This window comes from Buttiauxella sp. B2 (assembly GCF_006376615.1).
Lineage (GTDB): Bacteria > Pseudomonadota > Gammaproteobacteria > Enterobacterales > Enterobacteriaceae > Buttiauxella.
In genome coordinates this window covers 165,266-185,617 of record NZ_VEXQ01000004.1, presented here as the reverse complement: position 1 = coordinate 185,617, position 20,352 = coordinate 165,266, and the positions used below count along the sequence as shown (strand labels likewise).

Annotated in this window: 18 protein-coding genes; 1 reads left to right on the top strand and 17 read right to left on the bottom strand. The window is 41.3% G+C overall.

The window, feature by feature from the left end; all coding sequences use genetic code 11:
* Positions 1-119: 119 nt before the first annotated feature.
* The 10 genes from FH968_RS07425 to wecA form a co-directional block, all read right to left on the bottom strand.
* Complete coding sequence (locus FH968_RS07425) at positions 120-908, bottom strand: glycosyltransferase (protein ID WP_139878499.1); 789 nt, start codon at positions 906-908, stop codon at positions 120-122.
* 110 nt (positions 909-1,018) lie between these two features.
* Entirely contained in the window at positions 1,019-2,245 is a 1,227-nt protein-coding gene (locus FH968_RS07420) for a CDP-glycerol glycerophosphotransferase family protein (RefSeq protein ID WP_139878498.1), read from the bottom strand.
* Between the two features lie 17 nt (positions 2,246-2,262).
* Entirely contained in the window at positions 2,263-3,540 is a 1,278-nt protein-coding gene (locus FH968_RS07415) for a hypothetical protein (RefSeq protein ID WP_139878497.1), read from the bottom strand.
* A 53-nt stretch (positions 3,541-3,593) separates the two neighbouring features.
* On the bottom strand, positions 3,594-4,832 hold the full coding sequence (locus FH968_RS07410) for an oligosaccharide flippase family protein (RefSeq protein WP_139878496.1): 1,239 nt from the start codon (positions 4,830-4,832) through the stop codon (positions 3,594-3,596).
* A gap of 18 nt (positions 4,833-4,850) precedes the next feature.
* Positions 4,851-6,203 carry a bifunctional cytidylyltransferase/SDR family oxidoreductase gene (locus FH968_RS07405; RefSeq protein WP_139878495.1) on the bottom strand — a complete coding sequence of 451 codons (1,353 nt, stop codon included), beginning with the start codon at positions 6,201-6,203 and terminating at the stop codon, positions 4,851-4,853.
* 32 nt (positions 6,204-6,235) lie between these two features.
* Positions 6,236-7,117, bottom strand: a complete 882-nt coding sequence (locus FH968_RS07400) for a glycosyltransferase family 2 protein (RefSeq protein ID WP_139878494.1) — start codon at positions 7,115-7,117, stop codon at positions 6,236-6,238.
* Positions 7,118-7,196: 79 nt separating this feature from the next.
* Positions 7,197-9,341, bottom strand: a complete 2,145-nt coding sequence (locus FH968_RS07395) for a polysaccharide biosynthesis tyrosine autokinase (protein WP_139878493.1) — start codon at positions 9,339-9,341, stop codon at positions 7,197-7,199.
* A gap of 22 nt (positions 9,342-9,363) precedes the next feature.
* Entirely contained in the window at positions 9,364-9,798 is a 435-nt protein-coding gene (locus FH968_RS07390; RefSeq protein ID WP_139878492.1) for a protein tyrosine phosphatase, read from the bottom strand.
* Between the two features lie 2 nt (positions 9,799-9,800).
* On the bottom strand, positions 9,801-10,937 hold the full coding sequence (locus FH968_RS07385; RefSeq protein WP_139878491.1) for a polysaccharide export protein: 1,137 nt from the start codon (positions 10,935-10,937) through the stop codon (positions 9,801-9,803).
* Positions 10,938-11,013: 76 nt separating this feature from the next.
* Complete coding sequence (wecA, locus tag FH968_RS07380; protein WP_139878490.1) at positions 11,014-12,117, bottom strand: UDP-N-acetylglucosamine--undecaprenyl-phosphate N-acetylglucosaminephosphotransferase; 1,104 nt, start codon at positions 12,115-12,117, stop codon at positions 11,014-11,016.
* A 1,686-nt stretch (positions 12,118-13,803) separates the two neighbouring features.
* On the opposite strand from wecA, the gene FH968_RS07375 reads away from it, so the two are divergent.
* Positions 13,804-13,989, top strand: coding sequence for a hypothetical protein (locus tag FH968_RS07375; protein ID WP_370451483.1), 186 nt, complete (start codon positions 13,804-13,806; stop codon positions 13,987-13,989).
* 39 nt (positions 13,990-14,028) lie between these two features.
* Here FH968_RS07375 and yajD read toward each other — a convergent pair whose 3' ends face one another.
* From yajD to hypA, 7 genes are all read right to left on the bottom strand, one after another.
* Positions 14,029-14,376 (bottom strand): HNH nuclease YajD, encoded by a 348-nt coding sequence (gene yajD / locus FH968_RS07370; RefSeq protein WP_139878489.1) that lies wholly within the window; start codon positions 14,374-14,376, stop codon positions 14,029-14,031.
* A 38-nt stretch (positions 14,377-14,414) separates the two neighbouring features.
* Positions 14,415-16,499 carry a formate hydrogenlyase transcriptional activator FlhA gene (gene flhA / locus FH968_RS07365; protein WP_139878488.1) on the bottom strand — a complete coding sequence of 695 codons (2,085 nt, stop codon included), beginning with the start codon at positions 16,497-16,499 and terminating at the stop codon, positions 14,415-14,417.
* 109 nt (positions 16,500-16,608) lie between these two features.
* A complete protein-coding gene (gene hypE, locus FH968_RS07360) occupies positions 16,609-17,619 on the bottom strand; it encodes a hydrogenase expression/formation protein HypE (protein WP_139878487.1) in 1,011 nt (336 codons plus the stop codon).
* Complete coding sequence (gene hypD, locus FH968_RS07355; RefSeq protein WP_139878587.1) at positions 17,616-18,737, bottom strand: hydrogenase formation protein HypD; 1,122 nt, start codon at positions 18,735-18,737, stop codon at positions 17,616-17,618. The genes hypE and hypD overlap by 4 nt, the downstream gene beginning before the upstream one ends.
* On the bottom strand, positions 18,737-18,997 hold the full coding sequence (locus FH968_RS07350; RefSeq protein WP_139878586.1) for a HypC/HybG/HupF family hydrogenase formation chaperone: 261 nt from the start codon (positions 18,995-18,997) through the stop codon (positions 18,737-18,739). Before FH968_RS07350 ends, hypD begins: the two co-directional genes overlap by 1 nt.
* Entirely contained in the window at positions 18,988-19,851 is an 864-nt protein-coding gene (hypB, locus tag FH968_RS07345; protein ID WP_139878486.1) for a hydrogenase nickel incorporation protein HypB, read from the bottom strand. Before hypB ends, FH968_RS07350 begins: the two co-directional genes overlap by 10 nt.
* Positions 19,844-20,203: a hydrogenase maturation nickel metallochaperone HypA gene (gene hypA, locus FH968_RS07340; RefSeq protein WP_139878485.1), complete on the bottom strand. Its 360-nt coding sequence runs from the start codon at positions 20,201-20,203 to the stop codon at positions 19,844-19,846. The genes hypB and hypA overlap by 8 nt, the downstream gene beginning before the upstream one ends.
* Positions 20,204-20,352 lie beyond the last annotated feature (149 nt).

Below are 20,352 nucleotides of genomic sequence, written 5' to 3'. Positions count from 1 at the left end.
TACATGATATGGCTACTTAAAAACCGTAAATAGATTGAAAAAGCCACCATATTAAATGGAGGAGGGGTTACAACGGAAAACAAATCAGTATATTACTCATAAATAATATTAGAGGCGAACTATCTTCTAACTACTGCTCGCCAAGCATAAGACGTGAAACAATTCAGAGAGTTAAAAAATGAAAGTTTTTCTATGTTTCTATAAACCTGCCATTGTTTTTTTGATTTTTTAAATTTATTCCTAGATAAAGAGCCAGGAAGAATTCTATACTGCGCAAGGACATCACTTAATAGATAAGCTTTATTATCAGTTTTTAATAATTTTAACCATAAAGCGTAATCTTCGCCAGCAACAATAATAGGCATCAATAAATCCTTGAAGACATTATTTCTAAGCATTACCGTCGAACAGCCCAGGGTTGCTTTCTTTTTAAGCATATCTTCATAAGAGAAACTATAACCGTCACCTTGCAGATCAATAATCTTACCTAATTTTTTATCTTTAGAATCAATTAGTTCAAAAGCAGTAAAGCAAAAATTTATCTTCAAATCTAGATTCATAAAAGCAATCTGCTTTTGTAATTTTTGCGGCATCCATTTATCATCACTATCGATGAAAGCAATAAAATCGCCCTGCACATGCTGAAGTGCATAGTTTCGTGACGCCGCGGCCCCTAGATTTTTTTCATTATAAAAAACTTTAACTCTATCTCGTTCATTTAGGTATATTTCAGTTAGAATTTCTCGAGTAGAATCGGTTGAGAAATCATCAACAATTATCCATTCCCAGTTTTTATGCGTCTGCGCCAAAATAGACTGATAGGTATTTAAAAGGGTTTTTTTGGAGTTAAAACTTGGTGTAATTATACTAACCTTTATTTCTTCATATAAACAAGTGTTATTATCCATTCATCACTCATTCTGAGCTAGAGTTTATTCTCCCATAGAAAATAAACTCTAATTAATATTAAATGAAAATTTAAATTTCCATATCGTATTTTGTATAATTAAAAATGAAATTAATTGTTATTTGGCTTTTTATTAAAAAAAACATAATCCCTAACAATTTTGCTACAATTTCCTTTTGACTTTCCCCAAAAATATTTTTTAATCTCACTAGAGTCTCTATATATGATGTTATTTTCTTGTTTAAGGGCTTCTAAGAGTTGCTCACTATTATAAATTTTCAAACCTGAAGTATACTCATCAAAGTCGAATGCCAAATCTCTCTCATGAGCCTTATAGAATTCAAAATCATATAAGAAAAAAATTACTTTTTTATTATTCATCAAAATAAAATCATAGTATATTGAGGAATAGTCCGTTATTAACACATCACACTTTGGCAGAAAAGGATAAATATCAACCCCTTTATCAAGCAAAATTATATTGCTAAATACTCCAGCATGAATAGCCTTAGAAACAACTGTATTAGGATGCAGCTTTAATAAAAAAATTTGCCCTTTAGCTTTCAAAATGGAATTAACTTCATTTAAATCCAATCCAGACTCTAAAAATATATCCTTCCCAGAGTCTCGCCAAGTAGGCATATATATATATACCTTAGAATATTTACCCAGTTGTTCGAAAGTACTTAAGTGCTCTGGCATAAATAATTTTATATGATCTTTTAAAGAAATCTCATCTTTATCGAAGATCGAACATCTAGGGTAAATGGCATTCATTATCCTTTCTTTATTTATATCAAATGAATCACAAAAATGATTATCCATCATCTCAGATGTAGATAAAAACAAATCAGGTTTAATAAAATTTTGTGGTAGTAAGACTCTAAAAATCCAATTTTTTTTCTCAAAAAATTTAGCACTTCTACCAGTTTTTATAGCATGCTGAATTTTTTTAATTCCAACCCCATGCCATAGATTTATTTTCACACTCCGGCCAGAAGTCCATAAATTAATATCTAGCAAACTATAATCATATACATACACTTTAGATGTTAAGCAAACAAAGACCCCTTTAAAGCTATTTTTCCTTACAACGCAGAGGGATTTGCTCTTCAAAAAATCAAATATTTCACTATCATTTGCAACCCAGTAACACTTAATATCTTTGTATTTAAGAGAGTCTATGTAAAAATATTTTGCATTATCACGAAAGCCATGACTGCTTCCTATTACCCAACTTTTTTTATTTCTAGGAACAAAATGGCTTAAGAAAAAAAGAGGGTAACCTATAAAGAAAATAAATATTACACGAATAAAATTTTTATAATATCTTTTCATTAAAATAGTCTCAAAAATTAACTTAATTTCTCTTCAGCGTCTAACTTATGCAGTTTAAAGATCATCCCTAAGAGCAAATAAAATATAAACCCAGATCGAACCTGATCGGTAACAGCTGATGAAGCATAGGAAAAAGGCAAGCTTAATAAAAACATTTGCAAGGCAATGAAGAAGCAATGAAGATATTTATCATGTGCAAATCTAATGGCTAATTTTTTACATTTCCTAAATGCGATATATAAAAGAGTTAGGTGAATAGCTATCCCGATAATGCCTACTCTGTATAAATACAAAGCATAAAATGATTCAGGCATTAAAAATGCTTTCCCAATACCAGCACCAATAAGAGGTATTACATCCGTGTTTTCCAACACAAATACCATTTGCTCATATCTATGAGATATAGAGGGTGAAGAATAAATGAATGTCTCAAAATGAAAATCTAAAATGTTTGTTATTACCACATTTAATCCAGAATATAAATATTCAAGTTTGTTCTGCATGAAAATTATAATTGCTGGAATGGAAACAATAAATGCAATAGCACAAAATGAAATAAATAATAAATATTTTCGTCTAAAGATAAAATGCGATGTACAAAAAATATATAACGTAAATAAAACCACAGTCGCAATCAATGATAAAAATACTGTCCGACTTTGAGTCAAAAGTAAACCTGTTAAGAAGAATGCGAAAATGCAAATGGATAAAATACTAGCATTGCAGAACAATCTTATAAAATAGATAAATAATGGTATTAAAAGAATTGAAGCAAAAACGTAGGGGCTTATAAAAGAAGCGACGGCTTTATACTGCACACCTTCCCTTAAATCTTTATATAAAAAGTGGCCAATCTCATTTCCTAAGGTTGTCGTACTTTCGAATATTCCAAAAATACATAAGACCCCAAGACCCAAGCAAATTTGCTTGATTAATACATGAACCTCATTACTACCCCATTTAACAGAATATGAAAGGATAAAAAAACCGCCGAGATAAATGGGTTTAGATAATTCAAAAAAATCATTAAAAATTATAGTTGAGAATGAGTTTCTAATTAGTGAAATAGTCAGCAATACTATAAAGATAGATATAATTAAAAAATGAAATATATTTAACCTGATATTAAATGAAATAGTAGAAAATATACAGCATGAGATGAGAAAAAATGTTAACGCCTGTTCAAGTATTAAATCATATCTAAATTGTAGCTGTGGGAATAAAATAGCCAACCAATACATGAAAAAGATCATATATAACGTATTTGTTTGATTGAATGCTCTGCCTTCATTCATGGCTTTCATCTGCTTTAATAATTAAAAAAGAATTTCTTTATTTTTAAAGAAATTTATTTAAACGCTCTCTCAAGGTTTGGATTATGTTTTTTATTAAAAATGATGAATCTTATTAAAAACATTACCCAGTCACATATCAAGTAAGATATAGACATATTTATTGCATCTATCAGATGTCGATTAAAGTAAAAATATACCCATATTAGAATCTGAATTAACCCAGATATATACACACTTATATTTGCAAAGCGTTCTAGATTTAGCGGCATTAATGCGGGGTAGCCAAACAACATACCTAATACGCTGGCAACAATAACAACCATAAAAATATTCAGCACCCCCTTTGCCTCGACATAGTTAGCGCCAAAAATAACTTTTATAATCACATCTCCCCATACAAACCCTATCAATGAACCGGTGGTTACAATAATAAGAAACAGAAGTGTAACTTTCTTGAAAAAGGTGTAATCTTTTGTTCTAACCATATATGGCGTAAGGGCAGTAACTACTGGCATAAATACTTGAACACCTGCTTTATATAGCTGCTCTGCTACACCATACAAAGCAACCTGATGGAGGCCGGTGCCATACATCCCTAAAAATACACTACAACCAGAAGAATACAAAGACACACAAAGTCTTGAAATAAAAAAATCAGTGCTGTGTTTAAACTCATTCCATATCTCTATTTTTTTACATTTTATTAACCTCACCCCCCATTTATTAACAATGAAAAATGGAACTATTGTAATCACAGTTGATTGAACTAATAAAATTAGAGGGTAATTAATTAAGTCATTATTTGTGCTAATAAAAATGTATACCAAGACAAAAGAAAAGCCTTTTGAAATTATAACTATAATGCTGAATATATATATTTTTTCTAGCCCGTAAAATAACCACCTTAAATTAAATGCATTAACTACTACTACCGCAAAGACTATAGAAAAATATTGTATGCTATTAAAATAAAATGATTTATATGAAACCGTCACAATAAATACAATTGCAAAAACCAATAATATACAACACCTGATTAATGTTGTTTGGTACAGAAAAGTCCCAAGATGATTTTTATTACTTTGACCATTTGCAATATATTTGCCAATTGAAATATCAAAACCAAAATCAGTAACAATCATTGCCATTTGGGTTAATGATAATGTAAATATTATTAAACCAAAGTTTTGCTGGTCAAGTGTTCTACTTAAATATGGCAACTGAAGTAATGGGATTAAATAAGTGAAAACTTGTGCAACTGCCAATACTTTAATATTTTTCTTTATACTCATTCAATTATCCATTTCAGTTTACTTTCTTATTGTTATAATTTGACCTGTGCATAATGAGGCCATTACTGAAAGAGTTGTATTCGCCACCTCCTCTGCAGTTAATAATGATTCTGTTGGTTCGATGCCAAAGTTTTTACGTCTCATTGGTGTATCAGTCCTTTCGGGATTAATACAGTTAACATTAACACTCAACCATTCTTCAGATAAGGCTTGGGTAAAATTAACTATTGCAGCTTTGCTTGATGAATAAAGACTATAATTAGACCGCCCTCTTGTATATGAACTAGAGGAAAAATTAATAAGCATACCTTTACTTTCTTTCAAATATTTGTATGACAACTTAGCAACTTGAATAGCACCAATGTAATTGACATTACAGCTTAATATAACTTCCTCATCAGACATAAATTCAAGTGGTTTTTTAATTAATACACCGGCTGTATTAATTATGAAATCTATCCTTTGTTCAATATTATAAACCTTCTCTAAGGCATGCTTTATATTATCATTATTGGTGATATCACAGTCATTCTCACGACTAAATGAGTACACATTCGCACCATATATTCTAGCTTGTGAAAAAATTGACTCACCGATCCCACTACTTCCTCCAAAAATGACTACGACTTTATCACTAATATTTCTTTCTATTTCATTTTCATCCCCTGCCGATTGGTTGACATAACCATCTTTAATTATATTGTCTGCTAAATAGATATCCTGCTGATGTGTTATTTTAAAGTTTGATTCATCACCTTTAACAACGTAAATAGGCTCTGAAGGAGAGTATTTCAATAATATACCACAATCATCTGAAGCAACTTTTTCCTGCTGACTTAAAAACTTTTTGTATGCATTTTCAATAACAGACTTTTTAAATGCTTGTGGTGTCTGCCCTCTTCCTAAAAAGCGCCTATCAGGGATAGACATGATCTTGTTATCTTTAATTCTGACTATCGTATCTACCGCATCAACGACAACATCAACTGCATTCCACTGTTCCAATGCCTTGACACAATCATGTATTATTCTTTGTGAAATAAATGGTCTTACCGCATCGTGAAAAATAACATTACATTCTTCCAATTCAATTGCTTGTATCGCGGACCAAGAGGAATGATATCTTTCCTTTCCACCACAAATTACTTTCTCAACCTTATGAATACCATTTTCTATTGTTAAATTATTTACAAAATCAATATACTCTTCATTCGTTACAACTATGATACCATCGATTAAATATGATTTTTGAAATGCTTCCAACGTATATTGGATAACTGGTTTGCCTGCTAGTTTAACAAATTGCTTAGGGATTTTTGCACCAAAGCGAGCGCCAATGCCACAAGCTAAAATAACTGCTATATTTTTCATTCTTAAATGTCCTTTATGATAAAAATGAAACACTACCAATATAAAAAACCATTGACACTTTTCACATACTTATAAAAAGTATCATTGAATTTTTCATTCTTACTATCATTCAGAACCTCTCTAATACCTGACATACAAAGGTTAATATCTTTAGTTTTCATGATGCAAAAAACCCCTCTAACAATAAGACAAGATATGAAATATCTATTCTTTAAATATCGCTTAGCCATCTTACTTCTGTTTATAAAGGCAAGCTGATTTGTTGTTTTATTTGAAAATCTACCATCGGGAGACTTTTTATGATAAACAATACATTCTGGAATATATTTTATTTTATAACCTGCATTTATCAACCTAAATGATAAATCAATTTCTTCAAAGCCATATAAACCAAAGTCTTTCGGGTAATTGCCTACACTCCTAGACTTCCCTACATCTATTGCGTTCCCTGCCCCAATTACATAATAAGTATAAAACTCTTCATCCATATTTATTTTTTTATTTTTATGAGGGATTTCAAATATGTTATTTATGCAAGTATCATATTCCTTTATGTTAAATGCTATGCTAGCTAACGACTCATCCGCAATGAAGGAATCAAGACACAAATCAAATATAGTATCTATATTTTCTATGTGGATGTCATCATCAAATACAAAAAGTATATCCCCTGAGCATTCATCGACAATTTTTCTTCGGCCAATAGCCACCCCATAATTTACATTATCCCATATATATTTAAGCGTTATTTTTTTGTTTTGAGAAATGATACTTGTTATTTCTTGATATATGCAAACATCTTCATTGTTATTAAGCAATACTAGTTCAATTTCATTCTGTGTTTTCACAATATCTAATAGTGTCAACAACAGTAAATCTGTTCTTTTATATGAAAGAATGCCTACTGAAATCACTTCTCAACCCTTCTTATTTTCGGGAGCATTACATGCATGCAACATTACAAAGACATTAACTATTGACATCCGTGAGTTTTCACTTATATGCGTAACTTCCGTATTCATAATAATTACTGGCTCTCTTTTCCATGCCATTAAATATAACGCCACTTATAGTTAAATTGTTTTGCTCAAAGCGCTTAGCAGATGTTTCAATTTCTTTCAGAGTATTTTTCTGGAAACGCGCCACCAACATTGTGGTACCTGCATATTTAGCAGCAATACATGCATCACTAACAGCTAACACTGGTGGAGTGTCCACAATAACCAAGTCGTAATTACTGGCTGCCCAGTCAATCAATTTCTTAAAATTAGAGTTCATTAACAATTCTGAGGGGTTTGGTGGGATTTGTCCGCGAGAAATAAATTCTAGATTTGTAACTTCGGTCTTTTGAATAACCTCACTGAACATTTTGCTACCAACTAAAACATCTGAAAGACCATTTCCTTCACGACAACCAAGTACATGATGAACTTGACCTTTACGTAAATCTGCATCTATAAGTAGGGTTTTTTTGCCCGACTGAGCAATAACAGCAGCAAGGTTGCAGCTAACAAAAGTTTTCCCCGCTTCTGGTGTTGCACCAGAAATTAATAAAATATTATTTTCTGCTTGCATCATTGCAAAATGCAAACTGGTGCGCAGGCTACGGATAGCTTCAACAGATAAATCCGTTGGGTTATCTTTCGCTAGCAAGTTAACCGAACGTACATTTTTACGTTTGTCTTTTGTCAGCTTAAGATTTTTATCTTTGAGCCATTTTGATACAGGGATAACAGCATACACATTCAATCCTAAATTCTCAATCTGTTCACTACTTTCAATTCCACTATGTAACAAACGACGCAACAAACAAAATCCTATTGACGTAAATAACCCCAAAATGATGCTTAGTGCGACTATTATAACCTTCTTTGGCTCAACTGGTTTTCTCTCTGCTACTGCGCTATCAATAATACGCACATTCCCGACAGTACTAGCTTTATTAATATTCAGCTCCTGTTGCTTATTTAACAAAAGCATATATACCTCCTGTCCGGACTGAACATCACGCGTCAGGCTTAAAATCTCCTGTTGCGTTTTTGGCATATTCCCAATACGCGTATTAAGCTTGTCGCGCTCTTTCATTAATAGCGCTTTCTTTTCGAGAAGGGTACGGTATGCCGGGTGATCGCGAGTATATAGTTTGGAAATCTCAGCCTCTTTAAAGGTCAGTTCATTAATCTGTGTTTCCAGAGCAACCGTATTATCCAGGACAGATTTTGCCTCTAACGTTAAATCAACTGATTCATTCTTTTGGCGGAATTGGTTTAAACGGCTTTCAGCTTCATCCAGTTTGCTACGTACCAGTGGTAATTGTTCTTTCAGAAACTCAAGGCTTTTTGCTGCTTCTTCAGATTTGCGGCCCACATTCTGTTGCAGGTAATTATTGCTGATACTGTTTAAAACTTGTGTGGCCTTTTTGGCGCTCTCACCTTTATAAGTTAGCTGCAACATACCGCTGTCTTTGCTTAAATCTGCTACAGAAAAATTATCCAGCAGTTGGTTAATCGCCGTTAGCTTCTCCTGCTTAGTGACCACAAAAGTAGTTCCCTCAGGCGCTGCAATTTCACTAACAAGTAGGTTAATATCATCCTTAGACAATAGGACACCGGTCTCGCCCTGTAAGGTTGCATCATCAATAGTGACACTATAGCGAGTTGGTGAAAGTACTGTCAGTGTAAATGGCATATCTTGTAATTCATCTGGCACTGCCAGACGGGAAATAGCTATCTTACCATCGTGGTGACCTAATAAACGTGCTAAGCCTTTACCGAGCAGTGGAAAATGTTTCTCTTCAACTACTGTATCAAGTGCCAACTCATCAACCGTCTGTCCCAGTACCATACGGGATTTTATTAGGCCAATTTCAGTCTGCGACTCTGGCTTGCTGTCCGGCATAATATCTGAAAGCTTGCTCAGTACACTGCTACCCGCACTTTGCTCCACCTGTACCAGAGCACTGGCACTATAAATCGGTGTTGCCAGTAATGCATAAGCAATGCTTGCCAGAGTAAACAGCACTGTAATTGTAACTATCTTCCATTTATTATCTTGTAGCACGCCAACAAATTCATTCAGGTCTAGCTGATCGCTACTTTTATTATTGCTTTTATTCATCGTTGAAATTTGTTCTGACATTTAATCGAATCTCTTATCTGTTCTATTTCTTTAACGCCAGGACCCAACGCGCGGTGCTTTGGGCAAGTTGGGTATAAACCAGTTGGTACATCTCGCGGCTTTTCTTATAGGGGTCGCCTATTTCCAGCTGATTTTGCCAGTGCCCAAATAACATGGTTTTGCCGCTCACTTCTGGGTAGCTTTTTTTAATGCGTTCGAGGTGGGAGTTTTCCATCACCAGAATCAGGTCGTATTGCATGGCAAGACTTGATGAAAATGCCTGCGCACAATGCCCGTCCAGACAAACCCCGTGTTCAGCGGCAACTTCTGCCGCCATCGGGTTCGCCCCTTCACCCACCAATGCACCTAACCCTGCGGAATCAATTTTTTTACCCGGTAGGCTGGCACGCATTAAACGCTCCCCTGTTGGGGAGCGGCAGATATTGCCGATACAAACAATTAAAATAGAATCAAACATAGTTACCACTGCTTAATCATACGAACGGAATCAGTAATGTCGTTAACCCCAGAAATGGTTGGGACTAACTGGCTCAGCACACGGTTCCAACGGGTAATTGGCGCAGTGGTAACGTAAACAACGTCATACGGCTGCAGTTTGAATTCGGTACCCATGATTAGAGCGGTGGCATCAGAAACATTCAGTTGGTAGACGTTCGCTATCTTGCCGCTGGTGTCTTTACCGCGCGTTGAGCGGATAACGAAAATGCCGGTCGCATCTGCACTCATCTGGTCGATACCTTCCGCATTGCCCAGCGCTTCGGTCAGCGTCATACCGCTGCGGTCCATTTTTAGAGTGGTTTGTTTTTTCACTTCACCCATCACGAACACTTTCAGGTCATCGTTGCGCGGCACAAACAGAATGTCGCCGTTGTACAGCAGGCGGTTTTGTTTCAGGTCGCCATTCTTCATCAACGCCTGAAGGGAGATGCGCTCGTCTTTGCCGTTGTGGGTCAGAACCGCGTTATTCCAGTCTGCGTTTTCGGCAAGGCCGCCCGCCTGGTTTATCGCATCCATAATGGTCAACGGCACGTTGGTAATCGCCATCTGACCAGAACGGACAACTTCGCCAGTTACGTAAGCTTTTTGGGAACGGAAAGCCGCAACGCTGATATCGATTTGTGGGGATTCAATATAAGCCGCCAGTTTAGTGGTCAACTCTTCGCGCAGTTGGGCGAGCGTACGGCCAACCACTTTCACCTTGCCCGCGTACGGGTAGAAAATAGTGCCGTCAGACTGAACCCAGTTACCGGTGTCGGAAGCGCTACGGTATTGGCCCGCTGGCGTGGTTAATTCCGGGTGATCCCAAACGGTAACCATCAATACATCACCCACACCAATGCGGTATTGGTAGTTTTGTACTTCTTCTTCCAGTTGCGGATTCGTGCGGGCGACTACAGGTGCAGGGTTTAGCGACTCAATCAGTTTCGGTGTCACGGTATAGACGTTGACTTTGTCGTTGATGTTAGCGCTGGTGTCGTCTTTATTGACGATGGTCTTACCGGAGGTGGTGAGGTTACTGCCAGGAACAATGGTACAGCCGCTCAGTAAAGCAGCTGAAATCAATAATGGAACAGCTGCTAGTTTTGCAATCATCATGTTGGTCACTTGGTTCATTAAAATGTGTAAAACCCAGCAGAGCTGGGTTTTTATGCAAAGAGAAATCGGGGGGGAGTTAACGATTACCGGCAGGTATGTCGACACCAGCACTAATGTTATGCGGCTGTTTTTTTTGTGGTCTTATATCCGGGTTACGTTTTTGGAGCTTATTGTTCACCAGCAAGTAGCTGGTAAACAGGCCAAGGAACACGGCCAATGAGAGCCAATCCGCAGCGCCAAACTGGGAAAGGATAATCCCAACGCCGGCAAATGTTGCAGTAAGTAGAGTCATGACCAGCACCGTCTGGCGGCTAGTTAACCCACTACGTATTAAAATATGGTGTAAGTGGTCACGATCAGGGCGGAATGGGCTATGTCCGCGGCGCAAACGGCGCACCATGATGGTTACCATGTCCATCAGCGGCAGCGCTATCACCCACAGCGCGGTAACAGGTGCCATAACAGCTTCGTCACCCTGGCTTCCCAGAATCACAAGCCATAGCATCGTAAAGCCAATGACCATGCTACCCGCATCACCCATAAACACTTTCAAGCGTTTATTGCCAATCAAACCCATGTTGAACATTAGGTAAGGGATCAGGGCAACAATCATCAACAGGCACCACATGGCACGCAAATGTGCGCCCGCCAACAGGAAAACCACCATCAGCGCCGCGAATGTCGCGCCAGAAACCGAACCGAGTAAACCATCTACACCATCAACCATATTAAAAGCATTGATTGCAGCCCAGGTGGCGAGCAACGTCACCAGATAACCGACTGAGCCGAGCACCAGCTCGTTTTCTCCCAGCACATGGCCAAATGTATGAATGTATAAACCATTTACCATGATAACGGCGGCAGACAATGCCTGGATGAAAACGCGCGGTATCACTGGTAGGTCAAAACGGTCATCTGCAATACCGACAAGCAGCAGTAATGAAATGCTCAGCAAATAGGGAAGAAAATTTTCTTTGGTGTGTGGCAGAACTTCTGGCCAGAAGAGGTAAAAAATCACTATTGCACAGTAGAAGGAAATCCCGCCGACCAAAGGAATTTCTCCTTTGTGCTGCTTACGCCCACCGGGCTTATCGACCAGGCCACATTTCAAGGCCACCAGACGAGCGATAAGGAGGACTGTCATCGCTGTTAAAAACATGATGATAATTTCTTTACTCATGGGAATACCTTATTTCTTTTTTGCAAAGCTACCGCCCATGGCGAATGCAGAAATATCCGCATACCATTAGAGAAATTCATTAGTTGCACACTTGCGGTACCGCACTTATACATCTTACAAAGGTAAGACAAATCCGATGCAGCAGCATTCTATTACGTATGATTTTTCAGGTCAAAATTACATAGCTTTACCACAATCACCTATAAATATGTTTAGCACCGTTATTATCTCTTTGCGAATTGAATTATTTTATATAAAAAACAACATGTTGCAAACAAACCGCCTTTATTTTAATTATGATTAATAATTTATCATTTATCTGGAACAATATTATTTAATAATGACTTGAATTAATCAAATTCATGTATTACATGTATACACTCTCATGTACAGTTTAATTTATGGAATATTTATAAATTAGATTCATCATCCACAATAAATATCAAAATTATCATTTTAATATTTTATAGTCGTTTTTTATAAAAAAATAAAAATATAGTGCAACAACGAATCATCAGTAATAAAATTCTAATGTGACATTTATTAATTTACGCTGGCAGGGGAAACAACATCTCATCTAAATGCATAAAACGCACAAAAATGCACCACTGATTATTGTTTGGCTATCTGTGTCAAAAACTCAGATATCAGAAAAATCTCACAGCAGTAGGGTTATAAAATTTGAGTTTTTTCCTACAAGGGATGCCATTACTCTTCGTTGTAGGCTCAATTAATTAAAAGCATAACACATTGAAAACAAATGCATTTTTATCTTTAATGACCTTGGTCGTATTGGTTAAGTATTTATTGAATTGATTAACTACCTGGTTTATTGATGTTTTCATATATTTTTACATACCAATTTATACACAATGGTTCAAGGCAGCATGGTCAAAAGATAAATCTCTTACTCTTTTTACTAAAAATTTTTGTGGCTTCCCCTCTGCCAGAAAGAAGTTTCCTCTATATAAGTCAAAACTATAGAGGTCACCACCTACACAAATCGACATTCCCTTACAAACTGTATTTGTAAAATTAAAATTTTATATTTAATCAAAAATAAATACCTATGGACTATGGCAAATCCCCCCTTCTGTGCTAACAAACATCCTCCGTGCAGCCGCAGGAACTTACGCCACGAAAAATTAAAACAACCGGGATTATTCTGAAATTTCATTAATATTTATTTTCAGTTGAATTTTTTTTATAAAGATTTTTAATTGAGGATAAAAAAATTGTTTTGAGAGATGCAGCCTTAGTTATACCAGTTAAATAAAATTACAGTTTATTCATATAAATCAATCTATTATATTAAGTTAACAATGATACCTCTGACTTTAAGACCCTATAGTTTACTCGGGTTAGCATTGCAGAGAACTTGAACAGACTGAGGGAAATGCACCGAATACCACTAAAACTCCGCCTACCACTCATAATCGACAATTACAAACCATTTTTAACCACTAAAAATGGCATGTTGAATACATAGATTGCTATTGATAATCCTGCATTCATCAGGGGGTTATTAGTACATTAATAGGCATTCCGGCCATAGAATGGCCTGTATACGTAAACCTGGACCTCGACCATATTAGGACTAAGTAATGAGCCTACGAACCCGTCCTTCTTCTCGCTTACTTATTCTAAACAACAGCGGCGCTGTACTGTTGTTTCGCTTCTCTCATCGTGATGATGCTCTTGCAGGAAGAGCTTTCGCATGCAGGCTGGAGTGAGAACGAAAAGCACGTGATAAGCGAGCAGAAATGGTGGTCACAGGCAGAACTGCTTGAAACAAACGAGGTGATATTCCCGGAAGGGTTAGCGGCATTATTGGCACATATTGAGAGCGGTGGAGAATCAGGCGGGCATTAAAACAAAAGTGGGCAACGTTTGAGTTTGCCCACCAGAGAACTATTTCTTCTTATTCAGCATCGACTTTAAATCCGCGAACGGGTTGTACTTCGCTTCGCCGACATCTTTTTGCGCATCTTCACCAGCAACCACGGTTGAACCGTATTGGTCGGCCTCAGTGTATTTCGAGTGCTCGTGATCGTGGCAATACAGGCACAGCAGCTCCCAGTTGCTGCCGTCTTCCGGGTTGTTGGTGTGGTCGTGATCCATATGGTGGACGGTCAGCTCACGTAGATTCGAATAGACGAACTCGCGAGAACAGCGCCCACACACCCATGGGAAGAGTTTCAGTGCTTTTTCACGGTAGCCGCTTTCCAGCCGCGTGTAGTTTTTCGGGATAAGTGCCATGGTAGATACCTGGTAGAAAATATAGAGTTATAACTAGTTTATATCCCCTCTTTGTCAATCCCCAAACGCTTCATGCGCGAAAGCAGCGTAGTGCGCTTCAACCCCAGGCGTTGAGCCGCGCCGCGCGGGCCTGCAACCACACCATTGGTTTCTTTCAACACGCGCAAAATCCTCTGGGCTTCATCTTCACCCTCGCGAATTTCTTCGCAAGACAGCAACTGCATCGGTTTTTCTTCCGGCTGGTTGTAATCCATTTCTGGCAAAGAAAGATGCAGTACGTTGCCGCGTGTTAGCAACACCGCACGCTCAATCACGTTTTCCAGCTCACGTACGTTACCCGGCCAATCCATACGGCTTAGGGCGCGCAGGGTTTCAGCCGGAATGCTGTCGATGTTGCGGTTCATACGATGGGCGATTTTAAAGGTGAAGGATTTCACCAGTAACGGAATATCTTCCGGACGTTCGCGCAGCGGGGGCAGCATTATCGGGAACACGTTCAAGCGGTAATAGAGATCGCTACGGAATTCACGCTCGGTCACCATCTCTTTGAGATTGCGGTTAGTGGCCGCAATTAAGCGCACATCCACCTGCTGAACTTTGTTGCTACCGAGGCGTTCAAACTCCTGCTCCTGTAGCACACGCAGCAGTTTGGGTTGCAGCTCCAGCGGCATATCACCCACTTCATCAAGAAACAGTGAGCTTTTATCCGCCAGTTCAAAACGCCCGATGCGCTGGGTGTTCGCTCCGGTAAACGCACCGCGTTCATGGCCGAACAGGTCGCTTTCCAGTAATCCGGCAGGCATCGCCGCGCAGTTAATTTTCACCATGCGGCGGTTGTTGCGCTCACTCAAGTTGTGAATTGCGCGTGCAATAAGCTCTTTACCGGTGCCGGTTTCACCGAGGATCAGCACCGTACTGTCGCTTTTTGCCACCATCTCGACTTGTTTAAGCACGTTCGACATCACGTCGCTGCGGCCAATAATCTCGCCAAAATCACTGGCAACATTATTGATTTGCTCGGTGAGATAGAGGTTTTCATTGACCAGGTTTTCTTTCAGGCGGTTAATTTCCTGATACGCCAGCGCGTTATCCACCGCAATGGCAATACGTTCCGCAATCTGGCGTAATAATTTGAGGTTTGCCGGGGTAAATACACCCGCTTCACATTGTGCCAGTTTCAGCACGCCCAGCATGTTATTGCCAAAGGTGAGCGGCAGCAGGCACAACGTCTGAATTTGGTTGCCCCACATTTCAAACAACATACGTTCATAGGGTGCGAGTTGGTCACCGTGGTGCAGATTTAGCAGCAGCATCTCCCCGCTTTTAAATACCCGTTCAGAAAGCGTACCCGCATGTGCCACATCGCTTTGATCGTGAATGGGTGATTGCTCTTTTACAAAATGGGTAGAGTGAACGGTAAGACGGTCTTTGCGGTTTCCGCGCAGCACAATGCTGATGGAATCTATCGAGAAATAGTGATGGATTTCGTTGGCAATTTCACTGACCAGTTCATCGAGATCGAGCTTTGACAGCACCGCATTGGTCACAGCCACCAGAATGCGGAAGTCATCGCGCTCGCGGCACAAAAGGTTGTAGTCCTGATTAGAGCTCAGGCGATTCTGGATTTGCTCAGCCACCAACCCTACAACCTGCACCAGCGTGTGCAGACGGTCTAGCTCTTTGTCAGTCCAGGTCACGTCGGAATTACGGATAAACTCACAACCGCCAAAGATCTTGCCTTCGGCCGCCAGCGGCAGTAGGCAATAGCGACCAAATGGCGCGTAAAGTTCAAGGTTCATCACCTGCGGCCAGGTGTCTTTGAATTCTTCCTGGCTGCAAATCAGCGCTTCCGGACGCGATAAAACCCGGCGCACCGGGCCATTCGCCAGCACCATCTCGTCTTCGTAATGCAAACCTTTGCCGTGTTTATCCATACCATAAAACCCCACACGCTGATGCAGCGGGTGGTAAAGCAGCACATTAGCCCGATCTGCCAGCGCGCCCTGCTTTACAATTTGCGTCAGACAGTAAGCGAGAGCCGGAAGATCAGGCTGCTGTAACAGGGTACGCGTAATATCAAATAGACCCTGCTGCCCGAGATCGCTCATCGGTGTGTATGGCATTTTGCTTATCCAAAAAAGAGACCCGGTGAATCACCGGGTAAGGAATGTATTTGTCATATGAATAGCGTCAAAGTGTAGCCCGAGCAGCGTGGAACGTTCCTGCCTCAGGTCAACAAATGCGCGGCAGTGGCTCAGAGTGCGGCAAATCTAACGACCGTTTTACACCATAAAGCCCGGCAACTCGCACGCCTTTACGCTCGACAACATCGCCAATAATAGCCGCACTTTTACCTAATGGATGCGCCTGCAACGCTGCAAGCACCGCGTCGGCAGCATCGCGCTGTACTGCGAGAACCAATTTTCCTTCGTTGGCAAAATTAAGCGCATCAAGACCAAGCAATTCACAAACGCCACGCACCGCCGGATTCAGCGGCAGCTGGCTTTCCGTCACTTCCATACCGCAACCGCACGATGCCGCGAACTCATGCAGCACCGCATTTACCCCGCCACGCGTCGCATCACGCAGCGCTTTGACACCGGTAATCTTCAGCAATGGCGCAATTAATGGGGCCAGCACCGCGCAGTCACTGACCAGTGCACCTTCCAGACCCAGTGATTCTCGCAGGTTAAGGATAGTCGCACCGTGGTCACCCAGCGTTCCGCTGACGATTAACACATCGCCAGCACTAATTTGTTGCGCGCCCCAATTCAAACCCGCAGGAATCGCACCAATCCCCGCCGTGTTGATAAACAGTTTGTCCGCTGCCCCTCGCTGCACTACTTTAGTATCACCAGTCACCACCGTGACCCCAGCCGCTTTTGCGGTAGCCGCCATACTAGTGACAACGCGTTCTAACGTTTCAAGCGGCAAGCCTTCTTCAAGGATAAATCCGCACGATAACCAACGCGGCGTCGCACCACTGACTGCAACATCGTTCGCAGTTCCGCAAATGGCTAACTTGCCGATATCACCACCGGGGAAAAATAGTGGGTCGATAACGTAGCTGTCTGTTGAGAATGCTAAGCGGTCGCCGCTGGCGGTGAGTTCAGCCAGCGGTAATCGTGCCTGGTCTTCTTGCACTGCCAGCCATGGATTATCAAACGCTTGCACAAACAAATCTGCTACCAACTGTTGCATCGCCTGGCCGCCACTGCCGTGGGCTAATTCTATCGTTTTCATGCTTCGCTCTCCTGACCACGATATTGATACCAGGCGGCACAAGCCCCTTCGGAAGACACCATTAATGCGCCAAAGGCATTTTGCGGATTACAGGCTTTACCAAACATCGGGCACTGATGCGGTTTACAACGCCCGGTGAGCACATCACCGCAGCGTGCCAGCGGGTCGTCGTACACCTGCTGCGGTGCCGGTTTGAAATGATCTTCGGCATCATACTGGCGATAGTCATCGGTGAGCTGCACGCCAGAATCGCTGATGGTGCCAAGCCCACGCCATTCAGCATCGCCGCGCACGGCAAAGACTTCTGCAATGGCCTGCTGCGCAAGGTTATTGCCTGCGTCCGGCACCACACGTTTGTATTGGTTTTCGACAAGACTGTGTTGATGGATTTTTTGCTCCACCAGCATTACCACGCCCTGCAATAAATCCAGCGGTTCAAAGCCTGCCACCACCAGCGGGCGCTGATGGTGGGTAGCGATAAAATTATAGGCTGCTGTGCCAATCACCATGCTGACATGGCCTGGTGCCAGGAAAGCATCAATGCCGTTATCAGGCTGCTCCAGCAAACTGCGCAGCGTTGGGATCAACGTAATGTGCTGACAGAAAAAGTAAAAATTCTTGATGTTCTGCGCTTTCGCCTGTTGCAGCATGATGGCTGTTGTCGGCATTGTCGTTTCGAAACCGAGGCCGAAAAAGACCACTTTGCTATCCGGATTTTGGTTCGCCAGCGCCAGTGCGTCCATCGGTGAGTAAACCACTCGCACATCGGCACCCCGTGCTTTGGCCTGCATCAGCGAGCCATTTTTGCCCGGCACACGCATGGCATCACCGAAGGTGCAAAAGATAACATCTGTATGGCTGGCAATTTCGATACAGGCGTCGATGCGCCCCATCGGCAACACGCACACCGGGCAACCAGGGCCGTGTATAAACTCAATATTTTCCGGCAAAAGTTGATCGAGCCCGAATTTGAAAATCGCATGGGTGTGGCCGCCACAGACTTCCATAATGCGCAGCGGGCGTTCCGCTGTATAAGTCAGTTTTGGAGCACGTTCGCGCAGCACATCAATAAGCTGCATGACTTTTTCCGGTGCGCGGTATTCATCGACAAAATGCATCATCCGCGCTCCTCCCCATACAGCAGGCCACCGACATCGGGTTCCACTTCAAACATGTTTTGCAGTGCGTCTAACGTGTCGCGTGCTTCGGCTTCATCAATAATGCTCATGGCAAAACCAACGTGAACCAGCACCCATTGGCCAATTTGCGCATTTTCTACCAGCATCAGGTTTACATCACGCTTGATGCCGCAAACATCCACTTTGGCGCTGCCGTCTGGCAGTTTTTCAACTATTTGACCAGGAATGCCTATGCACATCGCTGCGTCTCCAACCAGTTCAACCATTCATCCATGCCTTCGCCGCTGGTTGCAGAAACCAGCAGGATTTCAATATCCGGATTCACCTGGCGGGCATAATCGAGGCATTTTTCTACGTCGAACTGCAAATACGGCAGCAGGTCGATTTTGTTGAGCAGCATTAATGAAGAAGCGGCAAACATATGCGGATATTTCAGCGGTTTGTCTTCGCCTTCAGTCACGGAAAGCACCGCCACTTTATGGCGTTCACCCAAGTCAAAACTCGCCGGGCAAACCAGGTTGCCGACGTTTTCGATAAACAGAATACCGTTGCGGTCCAACGGCAAACGCTGCATGGCATCGCGGATCATCTGCGCGTCAAGGTGACAACCTTTACCGGTATTAACCTGAATCGCTGGCGTACCGGTGGCACGAATACGTGCGGCATCGTTCACGGTTTGCTGGTCGCCTTCAATCACGGCGCAAGGCATTCGCCCATGCAGGCGTTTTAAGCTTTCGGTCAGCAACGTAGTTTTACCAGAGCCCGGGCTTGAAACCAGGTTCAGCACCAGTTGTTCCTGTTTGGCGAACTGTTCACGGTTATACACTGCAAGCTGGTTGTTTTTATCCAGCACGTTGAGTTCGATTTCCAGCATACGGCGCTGAGTCATACCCGGTGCGTGAGTGCCCGCAGCACCGTGACCATAATGCAGATCGCCTTGTTCATCAGCGGTTGGAGCAAATTTCACCCCGGTGATTTGCATTGTTCCCCGCGCGGCTGGCGCGAAAGGTGCGCTGCGAAAACCGGAATGCGGGTTACGTTCGTCGCCTTCTATATACACGTTGCCTTCAGCGCAACCACAAGTACTACACATGATTCGTCTCCTCTACTTCCAGACGCTTAATCTGCACGCCATCATCTGCCACGATGCGTAAATTGCTGCCTTCACACAGCGGGCAACGCCGCACCAACTGAGTTAATAAGGTGATGTGTTGCTGGCAGTCGTAGCACCAGCACTCCGCTTCTTGTTGATGGATATGAAGCTGGCAGCCTTCGGCCAGTGTGTCGCGGCACACTAATTCGAAACAGAACTCCAGTGCGCTTTGCTCAACACATGAGAAAGCGCCCACTTCCAGCCAGACACCGGTCACGCGTGTAGCGCCATGTTGGCGAGCTTGAGCTTCAATGAGTTCCAGTGCGCGTTGGCAGAGGGTGATTTCGTGCATAGTGCCTCCGGGGATATCTGGAAGAGGTAATGCAAGGATGATGCCAGTTAGTAATCCAGGGTGGGTGACGCCATCAATGTCAAAGATGACGAAATGACATGTCATTACTGTGGCTTTTTATGCTTTATTAATACAAAACTAAATACTTT